23 protein-coding genes are annotated in these 21235 nt (G+C 62.5%); 22 read left to right on the top strand and 1 reads right to left on the bottom strand.

From position 1 onward, the window contains the following. Window positions 1–37 precede the first annotated feature (37 nt). The 5 genes from tsaD to PO860_RS19080 are packed head-to-tail and all read left to right on the top strand — an operon-like array spanning window position 38 to window position 3502. Window positions 38–1135: a tRNA (adenosine(37)-N6)-threonylcarbamoyltransferase complex transferase subunit TsaD gene (gene tsaD, locus PO860_RS19100; protein ID WP_183608623.1), complete on the top strand. Its 1098-nt coding sequence runs from the start codon at window positions 38–40 to the stop codon at window positions 1133–1135. Further along, window positions 1132–2115 (top strand): NAD(P)H-dependent glycerol-3-phosphate dehydrogenase, encoded by a 984-nt coding sequence (locus PO860_RS19095; protein ID WP_273884478.1) that lies wholly within the window; start codon window positions 1132–1134, stop codon window positions 2113–2115. The genes tsaD and PO860_RS19095 overlap by 4 nt, the downstream gene beginning before the upstream one ends. A gap of 9 nt (window positions 2116–2124) precedes the next feature. Continuing rightward, the gene (locus PO860_RS19090; protein WP_183608625.1) at window positions 2125–2418 is read left to right on the top strand and encodes a YciI-like protein; all 294 of its coding nucleotides are present in this window, start codon (window positions 2125–2127) and stop codon (window positions 2416–2418) included. A gap of 2 nt (window positions 2419–2420) precedes the next feature. Then, the gene (locus PO860_RS19085) at window positions 2421–2852 is read left to right on the top strand and encodes an EVE domain-containing protein (protein WP_097617990.1); all 432 of its coding nucleotides are present in this window, start codon (window positions 2421–2423) and stop codon (window positions 2850–2852) included. Continuing rightward, window positions 2849–3502 carry a class I SAM-dependent methyltransferase gene (locus PO860_RS19080; RefSeq protein ID WP_183608627.1) on the top strand — a complete coding sequence of 218 codons (654 nt, stop codon included), beginning with the start codon at window positions 2849–2851 and terminating at the stop codon, window positions 3500–3502. Before PO860_RS19085 ends, PO860_RS19080 begins: the two co-directional genes overlap by 4 nt. A gap of 6 nt (window positions 3503–3508) precedes the next feature. Here the strand turns inward: PO860_RS19080 and PO860_RS19075 are convergent, their stop codons facing one another. Continuing rightward, a complete protein-coding gene (locus PO860_RS19075) occupies window positions 3509–3988 on the bottom strand; it encodes a hypothetical protein (protein WP_183608628.1) in 480 nt (159 codons plus the stop codon). Window positions 3989–4425: 437 nt separating this feature from the next. Between PO860_RS19075 and sdhC the strand changes: the two genes are divergently transcribed. From sdhC to PO860_RS18990, 17 genes are all read left to right on the top strand, one after another. Then, entirely contained in the window at window positions 4426–4821 is a 396-nt protein-coding gene (sdhC, locus tag PO860_RS19070) for a succinate dehydrogenase, cytochrome b556 subunit (RefSeq protein ID WP_003582820.1), read from the top strand. Between the two features lie 10 nt (window positions 4822–4831). Further along, entirely contained in the window at window positions 4832–5212 is a 381-nt protein-coding gene (sdhD, locus tag PO860_RS19065; RefSeq protein WP_183608629.1) for a succinate dehydrogenase, hydrophobic membrane anchor protein, read from the top strand. Window positions 5213–5219: 7 nt separating this feature from the next. Next, window positions 5220–7061, top strand: coding sequence for a succinate dehydrogenase flavoprotein subunit (gene sdhA / locus PO860_RS19060; protein ID WP_273884479.1), 1842 nt, complete (start codon window positions 5220–5222; stop codon window positions 7059–7061). Window positions 7062–7079: 18 nt separating this feature from the next. Further along, window positions 7080–7859: a succinate dehydrogenase iron-sulfur subunit gene (locus tag PO860_RS19055; protein WP_273884480.1), complete on the top strand. Its 780-nt coding sequence runs from the start codon at window positions 7080–7082 to the stop codon at window positions 7857–7859. Between the two features lie 359 nt (window positions 7860–8218). Continuing rightward, window positions 8219–8734, top strand: a complete 516-nt coding sequence (locus PO860_RS19050) for a protease inhibitor Inh/omp19 family protein (protein WP_183608631.1) — start codon at window positions 8219–8221, stop codon at window positions 8732–8734. Between the two features lie 63 nt (window positions 8735–8797). Further along, the gene (zapE, locus tag PO860_RS19045) at window positions 8798–9961 is read left to right on the top strand and encodes a cell division protein ZapE (RefSeq protein ID WP_273884482.1); all 1164 of its coding nucleotides are present in this window, start codon (window positions 8798–8800) and stop codon (window positions 9959–9961) included. A gap of 178 nt (window positions 9962–10139) precedes the next feature. After that, window positions 10140–11102 carry a malate dehydrogenase gene (gene mdh, locus PO860_RS19040; RefSeq protein WP_003543522.1) on the top strand — a complete coding sequence of 321 codons (963 nt, stop codon included), beginning with the start codon at window positions 10140–10142 and terminating at the stop codon, window positions 11100–11102. Window positions 11103–11138: 36 nt separating this feature from the next. Further along, complete coding sequence (sucC, locus tag PO860_RS19035; protein ID WP_183608633.1) at window positions 11139–12332, top strand: ADP-forming succinate--CoA ligase subunit beta; 1194 nt, start codon at window positions 11139–11141, stop codon at window positions 12330–12332. An 8-nt stretch (window positions 12333–12340) separates the two neighbouring features. Further along, the gene (locus PO860_RS19030; protein WP_273884484.1) at window positions 12341–12832 is read left to right on the top strand and encodes a DUF1579 family protein; all 492 of its coding nucleotides are present in this window, start codon (window positions 12341–12343) and stop codon (window positions 12830–12832) included. A 13-nt stretch (window positions 12833–12845) separates the two neighbouring features. After that, complete coding sequence (gene sucD, locus PO860_RS19025) at window positions 12846–13748, top strand: succinate--CoA ligase subunit alpha (RefSeq protein ID WP_183608635.1); 903 nt, start codon at window positions 12846–12848, stop codon at window positions 13746–13748. Window positions 13749–13922: 174 nt separating this feature from the next. Further along, window positions 13923–16907: a 2-oxoglutarate dehydrogenase E1 component gene (locus PO860_RS19020; protein ID WP_183608636.1), complete on the top strand. Its 2985-nt coding sequence runs from the start codon at window positions 13923–13925 to the stop codon at window positions 16905–16907. A gap of 15 nt (window positions 16908–16922) precedes the next feature. Then, window positions 16923–17231 carry a YciI family protein gene (locus PO860_RS19015; protein ID WP_272783613.1) on the top strand — a complete coding sequence of 103 codons (309 nt, stop codon included), beginning with the start codon at window positions 16923–16925 and terminating at the stop codon, window positions 17229–17231. A 39-nt stretch (window positions 17232–17270) separates the two neighbouring features. Beyond that, on the top strand, window positions 17271–18533 hold the full coding sequence (gene odhB / locus PO860_RS19010) for a 2-oxoglutarate dehydrogenase complex dihydrolipoyllysine-residue succinyltransferase (protein WP_183608638.1): 1263 nt from the start codon (window positions 17271–17273) through the stop codon (window positions 18531–18533). Window positions 18534–18545: 12 nt separating this feature from the next. Continuing rightward, window positions 18546–19295 carry a DUF4241 domain-containing protein gene (locus tag PO860_RS19005; RefSeq protein WP_273881427.1) on the top strand — a complete coding sequence of 250 codons (750 nt, stop codon included), beginning with the start codon at window positions 18546–18548 and terminating at the stop codon, window positions 19293–19295. Continuing rightward, window positions 19292–19822, top strand: coding sequence for a hypothetical protein (locus PO860_RS19000; protein WP_273884486.1), 531 nt, complete (start codon window positions 19292–19294; stop codon window positions 19820–19822). Before PO860_RS19005 ends, PO860_RS19000 begins: the two co-directional genes overlap by 4 nt. Next, on the top strand, window positions 19819–20571 hold the full coding sequence (locus PO860_RS18995) for an SDR family oxidoreductase (RefSeq protein ID WP_273884487.1): 753 nt from the start codon (window positions 19819–19821) through the stop codon (window positions 20569–20571). The genes PO860_RS19000 and PO860_RS18995 overlap by 4 nt, the downstream gene beginning before the upstream one ends. Window positions 20572–20591: 20 nt before the next feature. Then, window positions 20592–21230, top strand: coding sequence for a LysE family translocator (locus PO860_RS18990; protein ID WP_183608642.1), 639 nt, complete (start codon window positions 20592–20594; stop codon window positions 21228–21230). Window positions 21231–21235: the final 5 nt, after the last annotated feature.

Here is a 21235-nt window from a genome sequence, read left to right as displayed (position 1 = left end):
CGGGTTTCCATCCCATCGCAATCAACGAACAGGCTTCATGGTTCCCTTTCTGCGCATCCTTGGCATCGAAACGAGCTGCGACGAGACCGCCGCCGCGGTCGTCGAGCGCGATGCGGAGGGGCATTCCAACGTGCTGTCGGATGTCGTGCTTTCCCAGCTCGACGAGCATAGCGCCTATGGCGGCGTGGTGCCCGAGATCGCCGCACGCGCCCATGTCGAGGCACTGGACGAGCTGATCGCGGAGGCGCTGAAGCGCGCCAATGTGTCGCTCGACGAGGTCGATGCCATTGCCGCCACCTCCGGGCCGGGGCTGATCGGCGGGCTGCTGGTGGGGCTGATGACCGGCAAGGCGATTGCCAGAGCCGCCGGCAAGCCGCTTTATGCGGTCAATCATCTCGAGGGCCATGCGCTGACGGCGCGGCTGACGGATGGGCTTGCCTTTCCCTATCTGATGCTGCTCGTCTCGGGCGGCCATACCCAGCTGATCCTGGTGCGCGGCGTCGGGCAATATGAGCGCTGGGGCACGACGATCGACGATGCGCTGGGTGAAGCCTTCGACAAGACGGCAAAGCTGCTCGGCCTGCCCTATCCCGGCGGACCGGCGGTGGAGCGGATGGCGCGCGACGGCAATGCCGATCGTTTCGACTTCCCGCGGCCGCTGGTTGGCGAGGCTAGGCTCGACTTCTCCTTTTCCGGCCTGAAGACGGCGGTGCGGCAGGCGGCACAGGATATCGCGCCGCTCAGCGATCAGGATGTGGCGGATATCTGCGCCTCGTTCCAGAAGGCGATTTCGCGGACGCTGAAAGACCGCATCGGCCGCGGTCTGCAGCGGTTCAAGACGGAATTCCCTGCTCCTGGCGAAGAGCCGGCGCTCGTCGTTGCCGGCGGTGTCGCCGCCAATCTCGAACTGCGCGCCACATTGCAGGCGCTGTGCGACAAGAACGGCTTCCGTTTCGTCGCGCCGCCGCTGCATCTCTGCACCGACAATGCCGTAATGATCGCCTGGGCAGGACTGGAGCGGATGGCCACAGGTGCGGCGCCTGATACGCTCGACGTGCAGCCGCGCTCGCGCTGGCCGCTTGACTCCAGGGCGGAGACGCTGGTCGGTTTCGGAAAAAGGGGGGCCAAGGCATGAGCGAAAACATCGCCGTTGTCGGATCGGGGGCTTTCGGCACGGCGCTCGCCACCGTCATCGCCCTTGCCGGCCGCAGCGCCGTGACGCTCGTCGGGCGTAATCCGGCACTGATGGAAGATCTGAAGAGCGAACGGCTGCATGATGCTGTGCTGCCCGGCATTTCTCTGCCCGATACGCTGGAATTTTCCGCCGAGGCGGATGCGATCACCGGCGCCTCCATCGTGCTTTTTGCGATGCCGTCGCAGGCGCAGGCCGATGCGGCGCGGCAATATGGCCCCTATCTTGCCAAGGATGCTGTGGTCGTCACCTGCGCCAAGGGCATCGAGCGGGCGACGGGCAATCTTCTGACCGACATGTTGGAACGGGAACTGCCGGACCATTCCGTCGCCGTGCTCTCGGGCCCGGGTTTTGCCGCCGATATCGCCAAAGGCCTGCCGACGGCGATGGCGATCGCGGCTGATGACATCGAGACCGCGGAGCGGCTGGCCCAGGCGATATCGGGCCGGACCTTCCGGCTCTATGCTTCCAACGACCGGATCGGCGTCCAGCTCGGCGGCGCGCTCAAGAATGTGCTGGCGATCGCCTGCGGTATCGTCGAAGGCCGCGGCATCGGCGATTCCGCGCGTGCGGCGCTGATTGCGCGCGGGCTTGCGGAAATGTCGCGTTTCGTCGTCGCCAAGGGCGGCCAGGCGGATACGGTGCGCGGGCTTTCCGGTCTCGGCGATCTGGTGCTGACGGCGACGAGCCATCAATCGCGAAACCTGCGCTTCGGCATCGCGCTCGGGCGCGGCGACAAGACCGATCCGCTGCAGGGCGCACTGGTGGAAGGCGCGTTTGCCGCTTCCGTCGCCGCGCGGCTTGCGGCCGAATTGAAGGTCAGCATGCCAATCACCGATGCCGTTTCCGCGATCATCGACGGCAGGCTCGATATATCAGAGGCGATCGAGCAGCTGATGACGCGCCCGATCACCACCGAATAGGAGACAGACATGCTTTTCGCCCTTCTCTGCAAGGACAAGCCGGGACATCTGAACGTGCGCATGGAGACGCGTCCGACACATATCGACTATCTGAACGGGCTGAATGCCGAGGGCACGTTGAAGATCGCCGGCCCGTTTCTGGATGACGAGGGCAAGGCCTGCGGCAGCCTGATCATCGTCGAAGCGGAATCGAAGGAGGCGGCGCGTGCGCTTGCCGATGCCGACCCTTACGCCAAGGCCGGGCTGTTCGAAAGCGTCGAGGTCAAGGCCTACAACTGGGTCTTCAACAAGCCGGAGGCGTGAGCATGGCGCACTGGCTTTATAAATCCGAGCCCGCCTCCTGGTCCTGGGAGCAGCAGAAGGCCGCCGGTGAAAAGGGCACGGAATGGACCGGCGTCCGCAACTATCTGGCGCGCAACAACATGCGGGCAATGCAGATCGGCGACAAAGGCTTCTTCTATCATTCCAATGACGGGCTGGAGATCGTCGGCATCGTCGAAGTCGCGGCGCTGTCGCATCCCGATTCCACCGCCAAGGATGATCCGAAGTGGGATTGCGTCGATATCCGCGCCGTCATGGACATGCCGAAACCGGTGACGCTGAAGGATGTCAAGGCGAGCGAGAAGCTTGCCAAGATGGCGCTCGTCACCTCGATGCGGCTGTCGGTGCAGCCGGTGACCGAGGAGGAATATCTCGAAGTCTGCCGCATGGGCGGGCTGGACAATCCGCCGCGTTGAAAACCGATCCGCAAGCCTTCATCCGCGCCAATACCAGCGTGATGGCGCCGCCGCACGTGCCGGAGATTTCGCTCCATCTGGCAAGCGAGGCGCATGAGCTGTGGCTGAAGACGGAGGAGGAGCTGGAGGCGATCGGCCTGCCGCCGCCCTTCTGGGCTTTCGCCTGGGCGGGTGGGCAGGGGCTGGCGCGCTACATCCTCGATCACCCGGAAACGGTGCGCGGCAAACGCGTGCTCGATTTCGCCAGCGGCTCCGGCCTCGTCGGCATTGCGGCTGTCATGGCCGGCGCCCGGGAGGTCACGGCCTGTGATATCGATCCCTGGGCGGGAGCCGCGGTCCGGCTGAATGCCGAGGCGAATGGCGTTCCTCTCGGATTTACCGGCGCCGATCTGATCGGGCAGGCGATCGATGCGGATATCGTGCTTGCCGGCGACGTGTTTTACGACCGCGCGTTCGCCGATGCGCTCGTTCCCTGGTTCGCCAGGCTGGCGACCGAGGGCAAGCCGGTGCTGGTCGGTGATCCCGGCCGCAGCTATCTGCCGAAAGATCGGCTGAAATTCTGCGCAGCCTATGAGGTGCCGGTGACGCGGGCGCTGGAGGATAGCGAAATCAAGAAGACGACGGTGTGGCGGTTCGGCTCCGGTTCCTAAAATACTCTAGGGCCGGATGACGCAGACATTGGCCTCGTAGGCGCAAGGATCGTCCTGGACGGCGACATCGATGACCTTCGCCTTCGGGGCCTGCGGCTCGGGCTGTGCCGCCGCGTAGTAGCCGTAGCCGCCGACATAAGTTCCGCCATCGACCTGATAGGCATAGGAAGAGCCGGCATAGGTGCCGTCGTCGCCAGTCGGCGCCGCGCCTGTGACGATGATGAGATTGCCGCGGCCCAAGCGATGTGTCGCCGGCGAGGAAAACCGTGTCAGCATCGGCATCCCCCTACCGGATCGGTGGCCGAAAGCGTGGTCGACACGGATGCCGCGATCTCGCCAGCTTGCGCGTTCGCCGAGCAGCAATCCGTTGTGGAAGGTGTGGCGATGGCCGGGAAAGCGATCATGGCGGCGCTCGCCGGCGGCGGCCGGAAGTGCGACAAGCGCGGACAGGGCAATCAGGGTGACGACGGACAGACTGCGAAACATGGGCGCCGGCCTCCGAAAATCCAGTCGTAAACAAATCGTTAACGCCAGATTGCGCCAAAAGCCGGAGCTTGTCCATGTGCCGGGAAAGAACGAGATAAATATTGAGCGTAAAAGGTCAGTTTTATGAGGGGGGTTCAGTTTCTTGTGAAGGCGCAGAATCTTCTAATCGTTTGTTTTTAGCCAAGTGCCGGCAAAATGGCGTCGCACCTGGTCTGGGAAAACCGCTTCGCATTTTCCTGGAGTTGCTCATGCCGGCAAACTTCCCGGCAACCCGAATCGATTAAATTAGAAGCAGACAGCGATTGTGCTTGTCGTCGGCGTTTCCGGTGATTAAACGTCGCAATTGATGCAACGCACACAGAGGATTTTGTCATTCGTGTGGTTGACTGAGCATGCTCCGAAATCCGGGAGCGCAGAGAAGCCGCCGCGAGGTTCTGATGGCGAACGTGACAAATAACCGGCCCCTGTCGCCGCATTTGCAAATTTACAAACCTATTCCCACTATGGTCATGTCCATCGTCCACCGGATTACCGGTGGGGCGCTTTATGTCGGCACGCTGCTGGTCGCCTGGTGGCTGATCGCGGCGGCAAGCGGCCAGGGCTCCTATGACTGGGCGAACTGGGTGCTCGGCAGCCTTCTCGGCAAGCTCGTGCTGCTTGGTTATACCTGGGCGCTGCTGCACCACATGCTCGGTGGTTTCCGCCACTTCATGTGGGATCTCGGCTACGGCTTCGAGAAGGAATTCTCGACCAAGCTCGCCATCGCCAATGTCATCGGGTCGCTCTGTCTGACCGTGCTGGTCTGGGTGATCGGCTTCCTCATTCGCTTCTGAAGGTCCTCTCATGGATATGCGCACCCCCCTCGGCAAGGTTCGCGGGCTCGGCTCCGCCAAGGACGGCACGGACCATTTCTGGCGTCAGCGGCTGACGGCTGTCGCCAATGTTCCGCTCATCCTCTTCTTCCTCTTCTTCATGCTCGCCTATGCCGGCGCGCCCTATGCGGATGTGGTTCGCGCCCTGTCGAACCCCTTCGTCGCCGTCGTCATGGGGCTGATGGTGATTTCCGGCGTCATCCACATGAAACTCGGCATGCAGGTCATCATCGAGGATTACGTGCATGGCGAATTCGGCAAGATCGCGCTGCTGATGCTGAACACGTTCTTTGCGATCCTGATCGCCGGCCTCTGTCTCTTCGCCATTCTGAAAATTGCATTCGTAGGATAAGCTCGATATGGCACCGACTTCACCCGCCCAGAACGGCAAGGCCTACAAGTATATCGATCACTCCTACGACGTGATCGTCGTCGGCGCCGGCGGCGCCGGCCTGCGCGCCACGCTCGGGATGGCCGAGCAGGGTTTCCGCACCGCCTGCATCACCAAGGTGTTCCCGACCCGCTCGCACACGGTCGCGGCCCAGGGCGGCATCGCCGCCTCGCTGCGCAACATGACGCCGGACAGCTGGCAGTGGCACCTTTACGACACCGTCAAGGGTTCCGACTGGCTCGGCGACGTCGACGCCATGCAGTATCTCACCATGGAAGCGCCGAAGGCGGTCTATGAGCTGGAACACTACGGCGTGCCGTTCTCGCGCAACGAGGAAGGCAAGATCTATCAGCGCCCGTTCGGCGGCCACATGCAGAATTACGGCGAAGGCCCGCCGGTACAGCGCACCTGCGCCGTCGCTGACCGTACCGGCCACGCCATTTTGCATACGCTCTACGGCCAGTCGCTGCGCAACAATGCCGAATTCTTCATCGAGTATTTCGCGCTCGACCTGATCATGTCGGAAGACGGCAGCCGCTGCACCGGCGTCGTCGCCTGGTGTCTGGATGACGGCACGATCCATCGCTTCGCCGCCAAGATGGTGGTGCTGGCGACCGGCGGCTACGGCCGCGCCTATTTCTCGGCAACCTCTGCCCATACCTGCACCGGCGACGGCGGCGGCATGGTGGCGCGTGCCGGCCTGCCGCTGCAGGACATGGAATTCGTCCAGTTCCACCCGACCGGCATCTACGGTTCGGGCTGTCTGATCACCGAAGGCGCGCGCGGCGAAGGCGGTTACCTCGTCAACTCCGAGGGCGAACGCTTCATGGAGCGCTACGCACCTTCGGCCAAGGACCTGGCCTCGCGCGACGTCGTTTCGCGCTGCATGACGCTGGAGATCCGCGAGGGCCGCGGCGTCGGCAAGAACAAGGACCACATCTTCCTGCATCTCGATCATCTCGATCCAGCGGTTCTGCATGAGCGGCTGCCGGGCATTTCCGAGAGCGCCAAGATTTTCGCGGGCGTCGACGTCACGCGCGAGCCGATCCCGGTTCTGCCGACCGTTCACTACAATATGGGCGGCATTCCCACGAATTATTGGGGCGAAGTGCTGAACGCCGACAGCGCCAATCCGGAACGGATCATCCCCGGCCTGATGGCCGTGGGTGAAGCCGGCTGCGCCTCGGTGCACGGCGCCAACCGCCTCGGTTCCAACTCGCTGATCGACCTCGTGGTCTTCGGCCGCGCCGCGGCGATCCGCGCCGGCGAGGTGATCGACCGCGCAGCGCCGATCCCGCATCTTAACGTCGCAGCCTGCGACAGGATCATGGACCGCTTCGACGGTCTGCGTCACGCCAGCGGCGGCACGCCGACGGCTGATCTGCGCGAAAAGATGCAGCGCGCCATGCAGGAAGACGCCGCCGTCTTCCGCACGCAGGAATCGCTGGAATCCGGCTGCCGGCGCATTTCGGCGATCTGGGGCGAGATGCAGGACATCAAGGTCACCGACCGTTCGATGGTCTGGAATTCCGACCTCGTGGAAACGCTCGAATTGCAGAACCTGATGGCCAACGCCATCACGACGATCTACGGCGCCGAGGCCCGCAAGGAGAGCCGCGGTTCGCATGCGCGCGAGGATTATAACGAGGGTGCATTTGCCGGCCGCGACGACCTCAACTGGCGCAAGCACACGCTTGCCTGGGTGAACGAGGCGGGCGACGTGAAACTCGACTACCGGCCGGTTCACACCGAGCTCATCGCCGAAGGCATCGATCCGCATAAGATCGAGCCGAAGGCTCGCGTGTACTGATCTCAAGAGGAACCCGGTATGGTTGAACTCGCTCTCCCCAAGAATTCTCAGATGCGCGAAGGCAAGGTCTGGCCGAAGCCGACGGGTGCGACGAACACCCGCGAGTTCCGCGTCTACCGCTGGAGCCCGGATGACGGGCAGAACCCGTCGATCGACACCTTCTACATCGATGTCGACGATTGCGGGCCGATGGTGCTCGACGGCCTGCTCTACATCAAGAACAAGATCGACCCGACGCTGACGCTGCGGCGCTCCTGTCGCGAGGGCATCTGCGGCTCCTGCGCGATGAACATCGACGGCACCAACACGCTCGCCTGCACCAAGGGCCTAGACGATATCAAGGGTGCGGTGAAGATCTATCCGCTGCCGCATCTGCCCGTCGTCAAGGATCTTGTGCCCGACCTCACCAACTTCTATGCCCAGCATCGTTCGATCGAGCCGTGGCTGAAGACGGTGTCGCCGGCGCCTGCCAAGGAATGGAAGCAGAGCCATGAGGACCGTCAGAAGCTCGACGGTCTCTATGAGTGCATCCTCTGCGCCTGCTGCTCGACCTCCTGTCCGAGCTACTGGTGGAACGGCGACCGCTATCTCGGTCCGGCCGTTCTGCTGCAGGCCTATCGCTGGCTGATCGATTCCAGAGACGAGGCGACCGGCGAGCGTCTCGACAATCTCGAGGACCCGTTCCGCCTCTATCGCTGCCACACGATCATGAACTGCGCGCAGACCTGCCCGAAGGGCCTCAATCCGGCCAAAGCGATCGCCGAAATCAAGAAGATGATGGTCGAGCGCCGCGTTTGATCAGCATGCATGCCGACGGCGGAATAGACGGCTGCGATCCCGAAGCCGTCTTTAAGTCCGGCCGCGGCTGGCTTTAGCGCGGGCGGAATCCTTTCTGGAGAGCTCGTTCGATGATTATTCCGAGACATTGCGGGATTTCGGCAGTGATCCGCAGAGAGATCAACGCGCGCAACACCTTGCTGACAAATTCTATGTGCAGGAAGTTTTGCAGCGGGACAGTTGAACTGTATCGTTTTTCGGTTAGTTGTTGTCACGGGCAATTTATGCAGCCCGACTTGATTAACCAAAGCGAATTACGATAATCGGACTTGTCTCACGCCCGTTTCTCTGCGGCGCTAGCCGAATTCAGGAGTATGATGATGCAGTTGCGATATGCGATGACAGGTCTGGTGGTGGCTCTCGCGCTAGCCGGTTGTCAGCGTACGGCATATGATTACAGCTCCAGCCCGAATGCCGGGCCGGCGCCGTTGACGGCGCAGCCGGTGCCCTCGGTGCAGGGCGGGCAGCTGCCGCCGGTCAACAATTCGCAGTTTCCGGCGGCACCGACGGCGACGCCGGCATCGCTGCCGGGTGCTCAGACCGGCGCAATGGCGGCGAATGCGCTTGACGTCACCAAGGAATCGATGGTCGGAAGCTGGCGTGTCAACGGCAGCTGCGACATGTTCCTGACGCTGACCAATCTCGGCAGCGGTTCACGAGGCGGTACCCGCGGCTGCGTCGGCGAGCTGACGGCGATGGGCTCCTGGGAGGTCTCCGGCAAGCAGGTGCTGCTCAAGGATCGCTCGGGCAACCAGCTCGGCAGTGTCTACAAGACGGCCGACAACCGCTTCGACGGACAGACGAGCACAGGCCAGCAGATCAGCCTCAGCCGGTAAGGAACCGGCGCGGCAAACGATCCGGCGGGTCTCCGCCGTGGACTGACAGGCGGACATGCCCTCATGCAACCAATGCCGGATTATGCGCTCAGCGTCTGCGAACAGCTTAAAGCGCTGACCGCATCGGGTGCGCTTCAGGTCGATTCCGCCCAGATGGACGTGGCAAAGAGCCTCGACCGGGTGCTTGCCGGACTGAAACAGCGGCGGCCGGCGGCCAAATCGAGTGCGCTGGGCTGGCTGTTTGCCGCCAAGAAGAAATCCGCCGACGGCACCAAGGGGCTTTACATCCATGGCAGCGTCGGCCGCGGCAAGACCATGCTGATGGACATGTTCTTCGCAATGGCGCCGTGCCGGAAGAAACGCCGGGCGCATTTCCACGAATTCATGGCGGATGTGCACAACCGCATCGCCGCCCACCGGCTGAAGCTCAAGAACGGCGAAACCAAGCAGGCCGATCCGATGCCGCCGGTCGCCGCAGCGCTTTACGAGGAAGCGGAACTGCTCTGCTTCGATGAATTCACGGTCACCGACATCGCCGATGCGATGATCCTGTCGCGGCTCTTTTCCGAACTCTTCGCGCGCGGCTGCGTGCTGGTCGCGACCTCGAACGTCGAACCCGACAATCTCTACACGGATGGTCTCAATCGCGGCCTCTTCCTGCCCTTCGTCGTCCTGCTCAAGCAGCATGTCGATGTCGTCACGCTGGATTCGCCGACCGATTACCGGATGGAGAAGCTGAACAGCCAGCCGGTCTATCTGGTGCCGATCAGCGAGCACAACGACATGGCGATGGATGCGTCGTGGACGCAGGCGCTGCATGGGCGCAAGGCGCAGCCGCTGGATATTCCGATGAAGGGCCGCCACATTCATGTGCCGCTCGCCGTCGACCGCATGGCGCGGTTCTCTTTCGCTGATCTTTGCGACAAGCCGCTCGGGGCGGCCGACTTCCTGGCCATCGCCCGGCGTTTCGATATGGTCTTCGTCGATCACATTCCCTTGCTCGGGCCGGAAAAGCGGAACCAGATCAAACGGCTCATCATTCTGGTCGATACGTTCTACGATCATGCCGTGCGGCTCTACATTTCCGCAGCCGCTATGCCGGAGGAACTGCTGGTGCAGCGCCGGGGCACCGAGGGCTTCGAATTCGACCGCACGGCATCCCGCCTGTTCGAGATGCGCAGTGCCGAATATCTTGCGCTGCACCATGAGAAACGCGCCGCAGAGTAACAATTCGGTGACAGAATATCTTACGTTTACGTAAGAATTTTTGTATCTAAACGATTGAAAACGCTGCATCAAAATTAATGGTTTGCCATTTTTTGGCTTTGGGTCTATGCGATTGCGTCATTGGGCGGTGCCTTGCTGCGCGCTGCTCGACGAATTTGATCGCAAAGGAAACAGCGAAATGGCGCGTAACAAGATCGCACTCATTGGTTCTGGCATGATTGGTGGCACGCTGGCGCACCTCGCCGGCCTGAAGGAACTGGGCGACATCGTCCTTTTCGATATTGCGGACGGCATTCCTCAGGGCAAGGGTCTCGACATTTCCCAGTCCTCGCCGGTCGAAGGCTTCGACGTCAATCTGACCGGTGCCAGCGACTATTCCGCGATCGAAGGCGCCGACGTCTGCATCGTCACCGCCGGCGTCGCCCGCAAGCCCGGCATGAGCCGCGACGATCTTCTCGGCATCAACCTCAAGGTCATGGAGCAGGTCGGCGCCGGCATCAAGAAATATGCGCCGAACGCCTTCGTGATCTGCATCACCAATCCGCTCGACGCCATGGTCTGGGCACTGCAGAAGTTCTCCGGCCTCCCGGCCAATAAGGTCGTCGGCATGGCCGGCGTTCTCGACTCCTCGCGCTTCCGTCTTTTCCTAGCCAAGGAATTCAACGTCTCCGTCCAGGACGTCACGGCCTTCGTGCTCGGCGGCCACGGCGACACGATGGTGCCGCTTGCCCGTTACTCCACCGTCGGCGGCATCCCGCTGACCGACCTCGTCACCATGGGCTGGGTCACCAAGGAACGCCTCGAAGAAATCATCCAGCGCACCCGTGACGGCGGCGCCGAAATCGTCGGCCTTCTGAAGACCGGCTCCGCCTATTACGCTCCGGCCGCCTCGGCGATCGAAATGGCCGAATCCTACCTCAAGGACAAGAAGCGCGTTCTGCCCTGCGCTGCTCATCTTTCCGGCCAGTACGGCGTCAAGGACATGTATGTCGGCGTTCCCACCGTCATCGGTGCCGGCGGCGTTGAGCGCATCATCGAAATCGACCTCAACAAGACCGAGAAGGAAGCCTTCGACAAGTCCGTCGGCGCCGTCGCCGGTCTCTGCGAAGCCTGCATCAACATCGCGCCTGCCCTCAAGTAGTCGATGGGCTGAACTAATCGAAATAGGGATAGACCCATGAACATTCATGAATATCAAGCCAAGGCTCTGCTGAAGGGCTATGGCGCGCCGGTTGCCGAGGGTGTGGCTATTCTCAAGGTCGAAGAGGCCGAGGCTGCCGCCAAGTCGCTTCCCGGCCCACTTTACGTGGTCAAGAGCCAGATCCATGCCGGCGGCCGCGGCAAGGGCAAGTTCAAGGAGCTGTCGCCGGAGGCCAAGGGCGGTGTACGGCTCGCCAAGTCGATCGACGAAGTCGTTTCCCATGCCAAGGAAATGCTGGGTCATACGCTGGTGACGGCGCAGACCGGCGAAGCCGGCAAGCAGGTCAACCGCCTTTACATCGAGGACGGTGCCGACATTGCCCGCGAGCTCTATTGCTCGCTGCTGGTCGACCGCTCGGTCGGTCGTGTGGCTTTCGTGGTGTCCACCGAAGGCGGCATGGACATCGAAGCTGTCGCCCACGACACGCCCGAGAAGATCCAGACGATCGCCATCGATCCGGAAGCCGGCGTGACGGCTGCCGACATTGCCACGATCTCCAAGGCTCTGCAGCTCGAGGGTGCTGCCGCCGAAGATGCCAAGTCGCTCTTCCCGGCATTGTACAAGGCCTTCAACGAGAAGGACATGGCGCTGCTCGAGGTCAATCCGCTGATCGTCATGAAGGATGGTCATCTGCGCGTTCTCGACGCGAAGATGTCCTTCGACGGCAATGCGCTCTTCCGCCACGACGACGTCAAGCTTCTGCGCGACGAGACCGAAGAAGACGCTAAGGAAATCGAGGCCTCGAAGTGGGACCTCGCCTATGTCGCGCTCGACGGCAATATCGGCTGCATGGTCAACGGTGCCGGTCTTGCCATGGCGACCATGGATATCATCAAGCTCTACGGTAAGGAGCCGGCTAACTTCTGCGACGTCGGCGGCGGCGCCGGCAAGGAGAAGGTTGCTGCGGCTTTCAAGATCATCACCGCAGACCCCAAGGTCGAAGGCATTCTCGTCAACATCTTCGGCGGCATCATGAAGTGCGATGTCATTGCCGAGGGCGTAATTGCCGCGGTCAAGGAAGTCGGCCTCAAGGTTCCGCTCGTCGTGCGCCTTGAAGGCACCAATGTCGAGCTCGGCAAGAAGATCCTGAACGAGTCGGGTCTGGCGATCACGGCGGCTGACGACCTGGACGATGCGGCCAAGAAGATCGTCGCGGCGATCAACGGCTGAGAACGATCATGGCCTTCCAGTCCACGCCCTCCGCTGCTCATTTCCGTCTCAACGCCTTCGCCGGCGCATGGGAAGGGGAGGAGTGCATCGCGGGGTCGGCGTGGACGAGTGAAGGCAAGGCCAGTGCGGAGCTTTCCGGCGAGACGCTGTTCGGCGGGTTTTTCCTCGAACAGCGCTATCGCCAGACGCGCGATGGTGCAGTTTCGTTCGAGGCCCGAAATGTTTTCGGCTTCGATACATCGGACCAGAGCTACAAACTCTACCAGTTCGATACCGCAGGTTTTGCGCCGCCCATGCCGGCTTCCGGCGCGTGGAACGGCAATGAACTCGTGCTGATGAAGATTTCGCCGCGCGGCAGACAGCGCACCGCATTCACTTTTGAAAATGAAGACTGCTACCGGATGGGCGTCCGCTTTTCGCCTGCAGGCAGCGATACTTGGCAGGAGGTCGTCAGCGGCATCTATCGTCGCACGTCCCCCACGTCTTCCAACCTCTCCTAAACAAAGGCCTCGCATGTCCATTCTCGTCAACAAAGACACCAAGATCCTTGTTCAGGGTCTGACCGGCAAGACCGGCACGTTCCACACCGAACAGGCGCTCGCCTACTACGGCACGCAGATGGTCGGCGGTATCCACCCGAAGAAGGGCGGCGAAACCTGGGCCGGCTCGAAGGGCGAAAGCCTGCCGATCTTCGCAACCGTTGCCGAGGGCAGGGAAAAGACCGGCGCCAATGCATCCGTCATCTATGTTCCGCCGGCCGGTGCAGCCGATGCGATCATCGAGGCGATCGACGCCGAGATCCCGTTCATCACCTGCATTACCGAAGGCATCCCGGTCATGGACATGGTGCGCGTCAAGGCCCGCCTCGACCGCTCCAAGTCGCGACTGCTTGGGCCCAATTGCCCGGGCATCCTGACGCCGGAAGAGTGCAAGATCGGCATCATGCCGGGCTCGATCTTCCGCAAGGGTTCGGTCGGCATCGTGTCCCGCTCGGGCACGCTGACCTATGAGGCCGTCTTCCAGACATCGAACGAAGGTCTCGGCCAGACGACGGCCGTCGGCATCGGTGGCGACCCGGTCAAGGGCACCGAGTTCATCGACGTCCTGGAATTGTTCCTGGCCGACGAAGCCACGACCTCGATCATCATGATCGGCGAAATCGGTGGTGCGGCTGAAGAAGACGCAGCCCAGTTCCTCAAGGACGAGGCCAAGAAGGGTCGCAAGAAGCCGATGGCCGGCTTCATTGCCGGCCGTACGGCGCCGAAGGGCCGCACCATGGGCCATGCCGGTGCTGTGGTATCCGGCGGCAAGGGCGATGCGGAATCGAAGATCGCGGCGATGGAATCGGCAGGCATCAAGGTGTCGCCGTCTCCGGCCCGCCTCGGCAAGACCCTGGTGGAAGTCCTCAAGGGCTAAAACCACTTAAAGACCCCGGGCGGAGGAACGGCATCTGCGCCTTTCCGCCCGGCCTTGACGGTAAGAGACATGCAGATGCGCCGCGGACAGGCGGCAATCGAAATGCGGCAGTCGGCGATCGAGCCGGCAAATTCATCAAAGTCAGGAGGCGGGCGGAAGCGTCCGCGTAAAACCATGGCACGGCAAGAAGCCAACGAGCAATTTCAGATCACCTCGTTTCTGGATGGCGCCAATGCTGCCTATATCGAGCAGCTCTACGCCCGTTATGAAGACGATCCCAACTCGGTCGACGATCAGTGGCGGTCCTTCTTCAAGGCACTGGAAGACGATCCGAACGATGTGAAGAAGGCAGCCAAGGGCGCTTCCTGGCGCAGGAAGAATTGGCCGCTGCAGGCAAGCGGCGATCTCGTCTCGGCGCTGGATGGCGACTGGGGCATCGTCGAGAAGGTCATCGAGACCAAGATCAAGGCGAAGGCCGAAGCTGCCGGCCAGCCGGCGAGTGCTGGCGACGTGCTGCAGGCAACGCGCGATTCCGTGCGCGCCATCATGATGATCCGCGCCTATCGCATGCGCGGCCACCTGCATGCCAAGCTCGACCCGCTCGGCATCGCCGCTTCGGTCGACGATTATCGCGAACTGTCGCCGGAGAATTACGGCTTCACGGCCGCTGATTACGACCGCAGGATCTTCATCGACAACGTGCTCGGCTTGGAATATGCGACCATCCGCGAGATGATCGATATTCTCGAGCGCACCTATTGCTCGACGCTCGGCGTCGAATTCATGCATATCTCCAATCCGGAAGAGAAGGCGTGGATTCAGGAGCGCATCGAAGGACCGGACAAGGGTGTGGCCTTCACGCCGGAAGGCAAGAAGGCGATCCTTGCCAAGCTCGTCGAAGCCGAAGGCTACGAACAGTTCCTCGACGTCAAGTTCAAGGGCACGAAGCGTTTCGGTCTTGACGGCGGCGAATCGCTGATCCCGGCGCTGGAGCAGATCCTCAAGCGCGGCGGCCATCTCGGCCTCAAGGAAGCCGTATTCGGCATGGCCCATCGCGGCCGCCTGAACGTGCTCTCCCAGGTCATGGGCAAGCCGCACCGGGCGATCTTTCACGAGTTCAAGGGCGGCTCGGCCGCTCCCGACGAGGTCGAGGGCTCTGGTGACGTCAAGTACCATCTCGGCGCCTCCTCCGACCGCGAATTCGACGGCAACAAGATCCACGTTTCGCTGACGGCGAACCCGTCGCATCTCGAAATCGTCGATCCTGTCGTCATGGGCAAGGCCCGCGCCAAGCAGGACATGAATGCCGCGGTCTGGGACGGTGACATCATCCCGCTTTCCGAACGCGCCAAGGTTCTGCCGCTGCTGATCCATGGCGACGCGGCTTTTGCCGGCCAGGGTGTCATTGCCGAAATCCTCGGCCTTTCCGGTCTGCGCGGCCACCGCGTCGCCGGCACCATGCATGTGATCATCAACAACCAGATCGGCTTCACCACGAACCCGGCCTTCTCGCGCTCGTCGCCCTATCCGTCCGACGTCGCCAAGATGATCGAGGCGCCGATCCTACACGTCAACGGCGACGATCCGGAAGCGGTCGTCTACGGGGCCAAGATCGCCACGGAATTCCGCATGAAGTTCCACAAGCCCGTGGTGCTCGACCTGTTCTGCTATCGCCGCTACGGCCACAATGAAGGCGATGAACCGTCCTTCACGCAGCCGAAGATGTACAAGGTGATCCGCGCCCACAAGACCGTGCTGCAGCTCTACGCGGCCCGTCTCGTCGCCGAGGGCCTGCTCACCGAAGGTGAGGTCGAGAAGATGAAGGCCGATTGGCGCCTCCACCTCGAGCAGGAGTTCGAAGCCGGCCAGCAGTACAAGCCGAATAAGGCCGACTGGCTGGACGGTGAGTGGTCGGGCCTGCGTACGGCCGACAATGCCGATGAGCAGCGCCGCGGCAAGACCGCTGTGCCGATGAAGACGCTGAAGGAGATCGGTCGCAAGCTGTCGGAGATCCCGGCGGGCTTCAACGCGCATCGCACGATCCAGCGCTTCATGGAAAACCGCGCCAATATGATCGCCACCGGCGAGGGTATCGACTGGGCGATGGCCGAAGCGCTCTCCTTCGGCGCGCTCTGCGTCGAAGGCAGTAAGATCCGTCTGTCCGGCCAGGATTGCGAACGCGGCACCTTCTCGCAGCGCCATTCCGTGCTCTACGATCAGGAAACCGAAGAACGCTACATCCCGCTTGCCAATCTCTCGCCGACGCAGGGACGCTACGAAGTCATCAATTCGATGCTTTCGGAAGAGGCCGTGCTCGGTTTCGAATACGGCTATTCGCTCGCCCGTCCGAATGCGCTGACGCTCTGGGAAGCGCAGTTCGGCGATTTCGCCAACGGCGCGCAGGTGGTCTTCGACCAGTTCATCTCGTCGGGCGAACGCAAGTGGCTGCGCATGTCGGGCCTCGTCTGCCTGCTGCCGCATGGCTATGAAGGTCAGGGTCCGGAACATTCCTCGGCCCGCCTCGAGCGTTTCCTGCAGCTTTGCGCCGAAGACAATATGCAGGTCGCCAACGTCACGACGCCGGCGAACTACTTCCACATCCTGCGCCGGCAGCTGAAGCGCGACTTCCGCAAGCCGCTGATCCTGATGACGCCGAAGTCGCTGCTGCGCCACAAGCGGGCGGTCTCGACGCTTGCCGAAATGGCCGGCGAATCCGCCTTCCATCGCCTGCTCTGGGACGATGCCGAGGTGATCAAGGACGGCCCGATCAAGCTGCAGAAGGACAACAAGATCCGCCGTGTCGTCATGTGCTCCGGCAAGGTCTATTACGATCTTCTCGAAGAGCGTGAAAAGCGCGGCATCGACGACATCTATCTCCTGCGTGTCGAACAGCTCTATCCGTTCCCGGCAAAGGCGCTGATCAACGAGCTGTCGCGCTTCCGCAATGCCGAGATGGTCTGGTGCCAGGAAGAGCCGAAGAACATGGGCGCGTGGTCGTTCATCGACCCCTTCCTCGAATGGGTGCTCGCCCATATCGACGCGAAGTACCAGCGCGTCCGCTACACCGGCCGTCCGGCCGCCGCCTCGCCGGCAACGGGCCTGATGTCCAAGCATCTGTCGCAGCTCGCCGCATTCCTCGAGGATGCATTGGGCGGCTAAAACAAGGGGGGCGCAATGGCTTATTTCTTTCTGAGACTGCTGCCGCCGCGCCCCACTTTCCCGCATGACGGGACCGGGGAGGAAATGGCGGCGATGAAACGCCATGTCGAATACTGGCATCGGCACGCCCTTGCGGGATCGGCTGTTATAGTCGGTCCCGTCTTCGAGGGTGAAGGCGCCTGGGGCATGGCGATCGTCGAAGTCGAGGATCAGCCGGCGGCACAGCTTCTTGCCGACGGCGATCCGATCATCGCTTCCGGTTTCGGTTTCCGTTTCGAAATTCTGCCGATGCCCTCGATCATTTTGCGGCCGCCCGCCGTCTGAAACGCATAAACGAAAACACACGAAATCAGGATCTGAACAATGGCCACAGAAATCCGCGTTCCAACTCTCGGTGAATCCGTCAGCGAGGCAACCGTCGGCACCTGGTTCAAGAAGGTCGGCGACGCCATCAAGGCCGATGAGCCGATTCTCGAGCTTGAAACCGACAAGGTGACCATCGAAGTTCCGGCACCGGCCTCCGGCACGCTTTCGGAAATCGTCGCTGCCGCCGGCGAAACCGTCGGGCTCGGCGCACTGCTCGGCCAGATCGCCGAAGGTGCTGCCGCTGCCGCCGCGCCGGCTGCTGCTGCACCGGCCGCCGCGCCTGCCCGGCCAGCCCCGGCTGCTCCCGCCCAGCCGGCACCGGTTGCCGCTGCGGCGGCATCGTCGGCGAGCGCTTCCGTCTCCACCATGCCGCCGGCCCCGGCGGCTTCGAAGATGCTGGCCGAAAACAACCTCTCCGCCGACCAGGTCGACGGTAGCGGCAAGCGCGGCCAGGTGCTGAAGGGTGATGTCATCGCCGCCGTCGCCAAGGGCATTTCCGCTCCGGCGGCCGCACCCGCCGCTCCTGCCGCTGCGCGTGGCCCGTCGACGGTCGAGGATGCCTCGCGCGAAGAGCGCGTGAAGATGACGCGTCTGCGTCAGACGATCGCCAAGCGCCTCAAGGACGCGCAGAACACCGCCGCCATGCTGACCACCTACAATGAGGTGGACATGAAGGCGGTCATGGATCTGCGCAACAAGTACAAGGACATCTTCGAGAAGAAGCACGGCGTCAAGCTCGGCTTCATGGGCTTCTTCACCAAGGCGGTGACGCATGCGCTGAAGGAATTGCCGGCCGTCAACGCCGAAATCGACGGCACCGACGTCATCTACAAGAATTACTGCCATGTCGGCATGGCCGTCGGCACCGACAAGGGCCTCGTCGTTCCTGTCATCCGCGACGCCGACCAGATGTCGATCGCCGAAATCGAGAAGGAGCTCGGCCGTCTTGCCAAGGCAGCCCGTGATGGCTCGCTCTCCATGGCCGATATGCAGGGCGGCACCTTCACCATCACCAATGGCGGCGTCTACGGTTCGCTGATGTCTTCGCCGATCCTGAACGCACCGCAGTCCGGCATTCTCGGCATGCACAAGATCCAGGAGCGGCCGGTGGCGATCGGCGGCCAGGTGGTCATCCGTCCGATGATGTATCTGGCGCTTTCCTACGATCACCGCATCGTCGACGGCAAGGAAGCGGTCACCTTCCTCGTGCGTGTCAAGGAAAGCCTCGAAGATCCGGAACGTCTGGTTCTCGACCTCTAAGGAGCATTTTTGATGCGGAACCGGATCATGCGAGCGGCGCGCCTTCTTCTTTGCGCTGCCGCCGCGCATGTCCCGGTCTCTGCGTCGGCGGCCGGCTGGGACGTTGGCAAGGCAAGCAGCAATTTCGAGCTGGCGGCACTCAGCGACGCCGAACTTTCCGGACGGTCGATCGGCGTGATCCATATGGGGAATGTCGAGCTGACCTCCGGACGCATCGTCGCGGCCGACCCGCTCGCGCAGCCCGATCGTCCGCCGCTCGCCAGGACGGTTGCGCCGGGCGAATATCCGGTGACGCTCTACCAGGCCTTCGGGCGCATCGCGGCCGCCAGCATGCGGTTTGCCGAGGGCAAGCCGGATCATTGGGAGCTTGCGGTCCTGCCCGGGCAGGATCCGGCGACGCTGAAGGACGGCGAGATTTTCGGCTATCCGGTCGATGCAGGTCTCGGTTGCTACATGGATGCGGAGACGCTTCCTCTGATCGGTGAACGCGAAGCGCAGCTGCAGGCGCAGAAGCCTGACGCCGACATCAATTACTACGACGATGTGCTGGCCTCGGATCTCGATGCCAACAAGGGCACCTATGCACTGCACCGGCCGGTCGCCGGCAAAAAGGGCAATGTCGCGGTGTTCTGGAGCGGCTGGGGTGACGGTTTCTATCCGGTTTTCTGGGGGCTCGACAAGGACGGCCGCGCGCTGGTGCTGCTGACGGATTTCAGCGTGATCGAGAATGCCGACGGACGAAGGGAGCCGAAGCTGCAATGAGCGGTGGGATCGGTATCACGATGGGGCGGAAGGGTGTGGCTGCAATCGCGGCGGCCGCATTTTTCGGCGTTCCTGTGACCGCCTTCGCCGCCGCCTGCAAGCAGGAACGGGCCGTCTATGTCGATCGCGACGGTGCCTATGAATTGCGATTTGCACCGTTGAATTCTCCATCCGCCGCCGCCAGCAACCAGTTCAAGGTCCGCGCGCTCAGGACGGCAGTCGTGATGGAAGGTTATGTCATGCCATCGGAAGATCCGGTGCGTGCCATCGGCATCCTGATGTTCAATTGCCCCGAGGGCGACGCCACCGGCGCCGATCTCAATGCCTGCACGGTCTGGCAGGGCGCCGTCTACGGCATGGATGCAGAGGGTGAGCTGGACAATCTGCAGCCGGAAGGCGCTGCGGCGGCTGAAAAGCTCGTGCTTCCCGGCCTTGGTCCTGCCATTCGCGAATCCAGCGCCTGGGGCGAGGGCAAGGCTTCCGTGGCGCCTTGGGACGTGCTTGTTTTCAAGGAGTGTGCGACATGAGCGATGCACCTGTTGTTCTCGTGACCGGCGGAAGCCGAGGCATCGGCGCTGCGGTCTCGCGCCTCGCCGCGCGCCGGGGCTGGCGTGTCGCGGTGAATTACGCCTCCAACCGCAAGGCCGCGGATGCCGTCGTTGCGGCGATTGCAAAAGGCGGCGGCGAGGCCGTGGCGATTGAGGGCGATGTCGGCAAGGCTGCAGATATCGTCTCGATGTTTGCGGCCGTCGACCGGCATTTCGGCCGGCTCGACGGGCTCGTCAACAATGCCGGCGTCGTCGACTATCCGCAGCGGGTCGACGAGATGTCGGCGGAGCGGATCGAGCGCATGCTGCGCATCAATGTGACCGGCTCCATGCTCTGCGCCGCAGAGGCGATACGCCGCATGTCGAGCCGGCACGGTGGCGAGGGAGGCGCGATCGTCAACGTCTCGTCGATGGCGGCGATCCTCGGTTCGGCGACGCAGTATGTCGATTATGCCGCCTCGAAGGCGGCGATCGACACGTTCACCGTCGGGCTGGCGCGCGAGGTTGCAGCCGAAGGCATCCGCGTGAATGCCATAAGGCCAGGCATCATCGAAACCGACCTCCATGCTTCCGGCGGCTTGCCCGACCGGGCGCGCGAGATGGCGCCGTCGGTCCCGATGCAGCGCGCGGGTACGCCCGATGAGGTGGCGGATGCGATCCTATATCTTCTGTCACCTTCGGCTTCCTATATAACCGGCGCGATCCTCAATGTGAGCGGCGGCCGCTAGAGCGACGGGGCAAAAACAGCATGCAGTATATTCTCGAATTCCTTGGCCTGATGGCCGTCTTCTCGATCTTCATCGTCGTGCCGGGCGCCGATTTCGCCGTCATCCTGCGTCAGAGCATCGTGCATGGACGCCGCGCCGCTGTCATGACCGGGCTCGGCATGGGCTTCTCGCTGCTCTTCCACATCAGCTACACGATCCTCGGCCTCGGTCTCATCGTGTCGAAATCGCTGATGCTGTTTGCGATGATCAAATGGGCTGGTGTCACCTATCTCGTCTATCTCGGCATCAAGTCGTTCCGCGAGCCTGGCTTCAAGGTGAGGGATATTGAGGTGACGGCCGAAGACCGCGAGCCGGTCTCGATGCTGAAGTGCCTCGGCATGGGCTTCATCACCAATGCGCTGAACCCGAAGCCGGTGCTGTTCTTCCTGTCGCTGTTTTCGACGCTCGTGCATCACGATACGCCGGCGCTGATCCAGTTTTCCTACGGCATCGGCATGGCGACGGCGCTGGTCGCCTGGTTTGCCGGCGTCTCCTATTTCTTCACGGTCAAGACGATCCGTGACCGCTTCATCGCCAGCGGCAAATGGTTCAACCGCGTCACCGGAGCGGCGCTCGTCGGCTTCGGCTTCCGCCTCGCATTGTCGCGCGCGGCCGATTAAACGAA

The organism is Rhizobium binxianense (assembly GCF_028994275.1).
In the GTDB taxonomy this organism is placed as follows: Bacteria; Pseudomonadota; Alphaproteobacteria; order Rhizobiales; family Rhizobiaceae; genus Rhizobium; species Rhizobium binxianense.
This window is presented reverse-complemented; position numbering and strand designations above follow the sequence as displayed.

Coding starts and splice junctions, on each gene's coding strand:
- sdhC (WP_003582820.1), top strand. CDS start 4,426: ATGGCGAACGTGACAAATAACCGGCCCCTGTCGCCGCATTTGCAAATT.
- sucC (WP_183608633.1), top strand. CDS start 11,139: ATGAACATTCATGAATATCAAGCCAAGGCTCTGCTGAAGGGCTATGGC.
- sucD (WP_183608635.1), top strand. CDS start 12,846: ATGTCCATTCTCGTCAACAAAGACACCAAGATCCTTGTTCAGGGTCTG.
- PO860_RS19075 (WP_183608628.1), bottom strand. CDS start 3,988: ATGTTTCGCAGTCTGTCCGTCGTCACCCTGATTGCCCTGTCCGCGCTT.
- PO860_RS19015 (WP_272783613.1), top strand. CDS start 16,923: ATGGCTTATTTCTTTCTGAGACTGCTGCCGCCGCGCCCCACTTTCCCG.
- odhB (WP_183608638.1), top strand. CDS start 17,271: ATGGCCACAGAAATCCGCGTTCCAACTCTCGGTGAATCCGTCAGCGAG.
- sdhA (WP_273884479.1), top strand. CDS start 5,220: ATGGCACCGACTTCACCCGCCCAGAACGGCAAGGCCTACAAGTATATC.
- PO860_RS19020 (WP_183608636.1), top strand. CDS start 13,923: ATGGCACGGCAAGAAGCCAACGAGCAATTTCAGATCACCTCGTTTCTG.
- sdhD (WP_183608629.1), top strand. CDS start 4,832: ATGGATATGCGCACCCCCCTCGGCAAGGTTCGCGGGCTCGGCTCCGCC.
- PO860_RS19000 (WP_273884486.1), top strand. CDS start 19,292: ATGAGCGGTGGGATCGGTATCACGATGGGGCGGAAGGGTGTGGCTGCA.
- PO860_RS18995 (WP_273884487.1), top strand. CDS start 19,819: ATGAGCGATGCACCTGTTGTTCTCGTGACCGGCGGAAGCCGAGGCATC.
- PO860_RS19030 (WP_273884484.1), top strand. CDS start 12,341: ATGGCCTTCCAGTCCACGCCCTCCGCTGCTCATTTCCGTCTCAACGCC.
- PO860_RS19095 (WP_273884478.1), top strand. CDS start 1,132: ATGAGCGAAAACATCGCCGTTGTCGGATCGGGGGCTTTCGGCACGGCG.
- zapE (WP_273884482.1), top strand. CDS start 8,798: ATGCAACCAATGCCGGATTATGCGCTCAGCGTCTGCGAACAGCTTAAA.
- PO860_RS19090 (WP_183608625.1), top strand. CDS start 2,125: ATGCTTTTCGCCCTTCTCTGCAAGGACAAGCCGGGACATCTGAACGTG.
- PO860_RS19005 (WP_273881427.1), top strand. CDS start 18,546: ATGCGGAACCGGATCATGCGAGCGGCGCGCCTTCTTCTTTGCGCTGCC.
- PO860_RS18990 (WP_183608642.1), top strand. CDS start 20,592: ATGCAGTATATTCTCGAATTCCTTGGCCTGATGGCCGTCTTCTCGATC.
- PO860_RS19050 (WP_183608631.1), top strand. CDS start 8,219: ATGCAGTTGCGATATGCGATGACAGGTCTGGTGGTGGCTCTCGCGCTA.
- PO860_RS19055 (WP_273884480.1), top strand. CDS start 7,080: ATGGTTGAACTCGCTCTCCCCAAGAATTCTCAGATGCGCGAAGGCAAG.
- PO860_RS19085 (WP_097617990.1), top strand. CDS start 2,421: ATGGCGCACTGGCTTTATAAATCCGAGCCCGCCTCCTGGTCCTGGGAG.
- mdh (WP_003543522.1), top strand. CDS start 10,140: ATGGCGCGTAACAAGATCGCACTCATTGGTTCTGGCATGATTGGTGGC.
- tsaD (WP_183608623.1), top strand. CDS start 38: ATGGTTCCCTTTCTGCGCATCCTTGGCATCGAAACGAGCTGCGACGAG.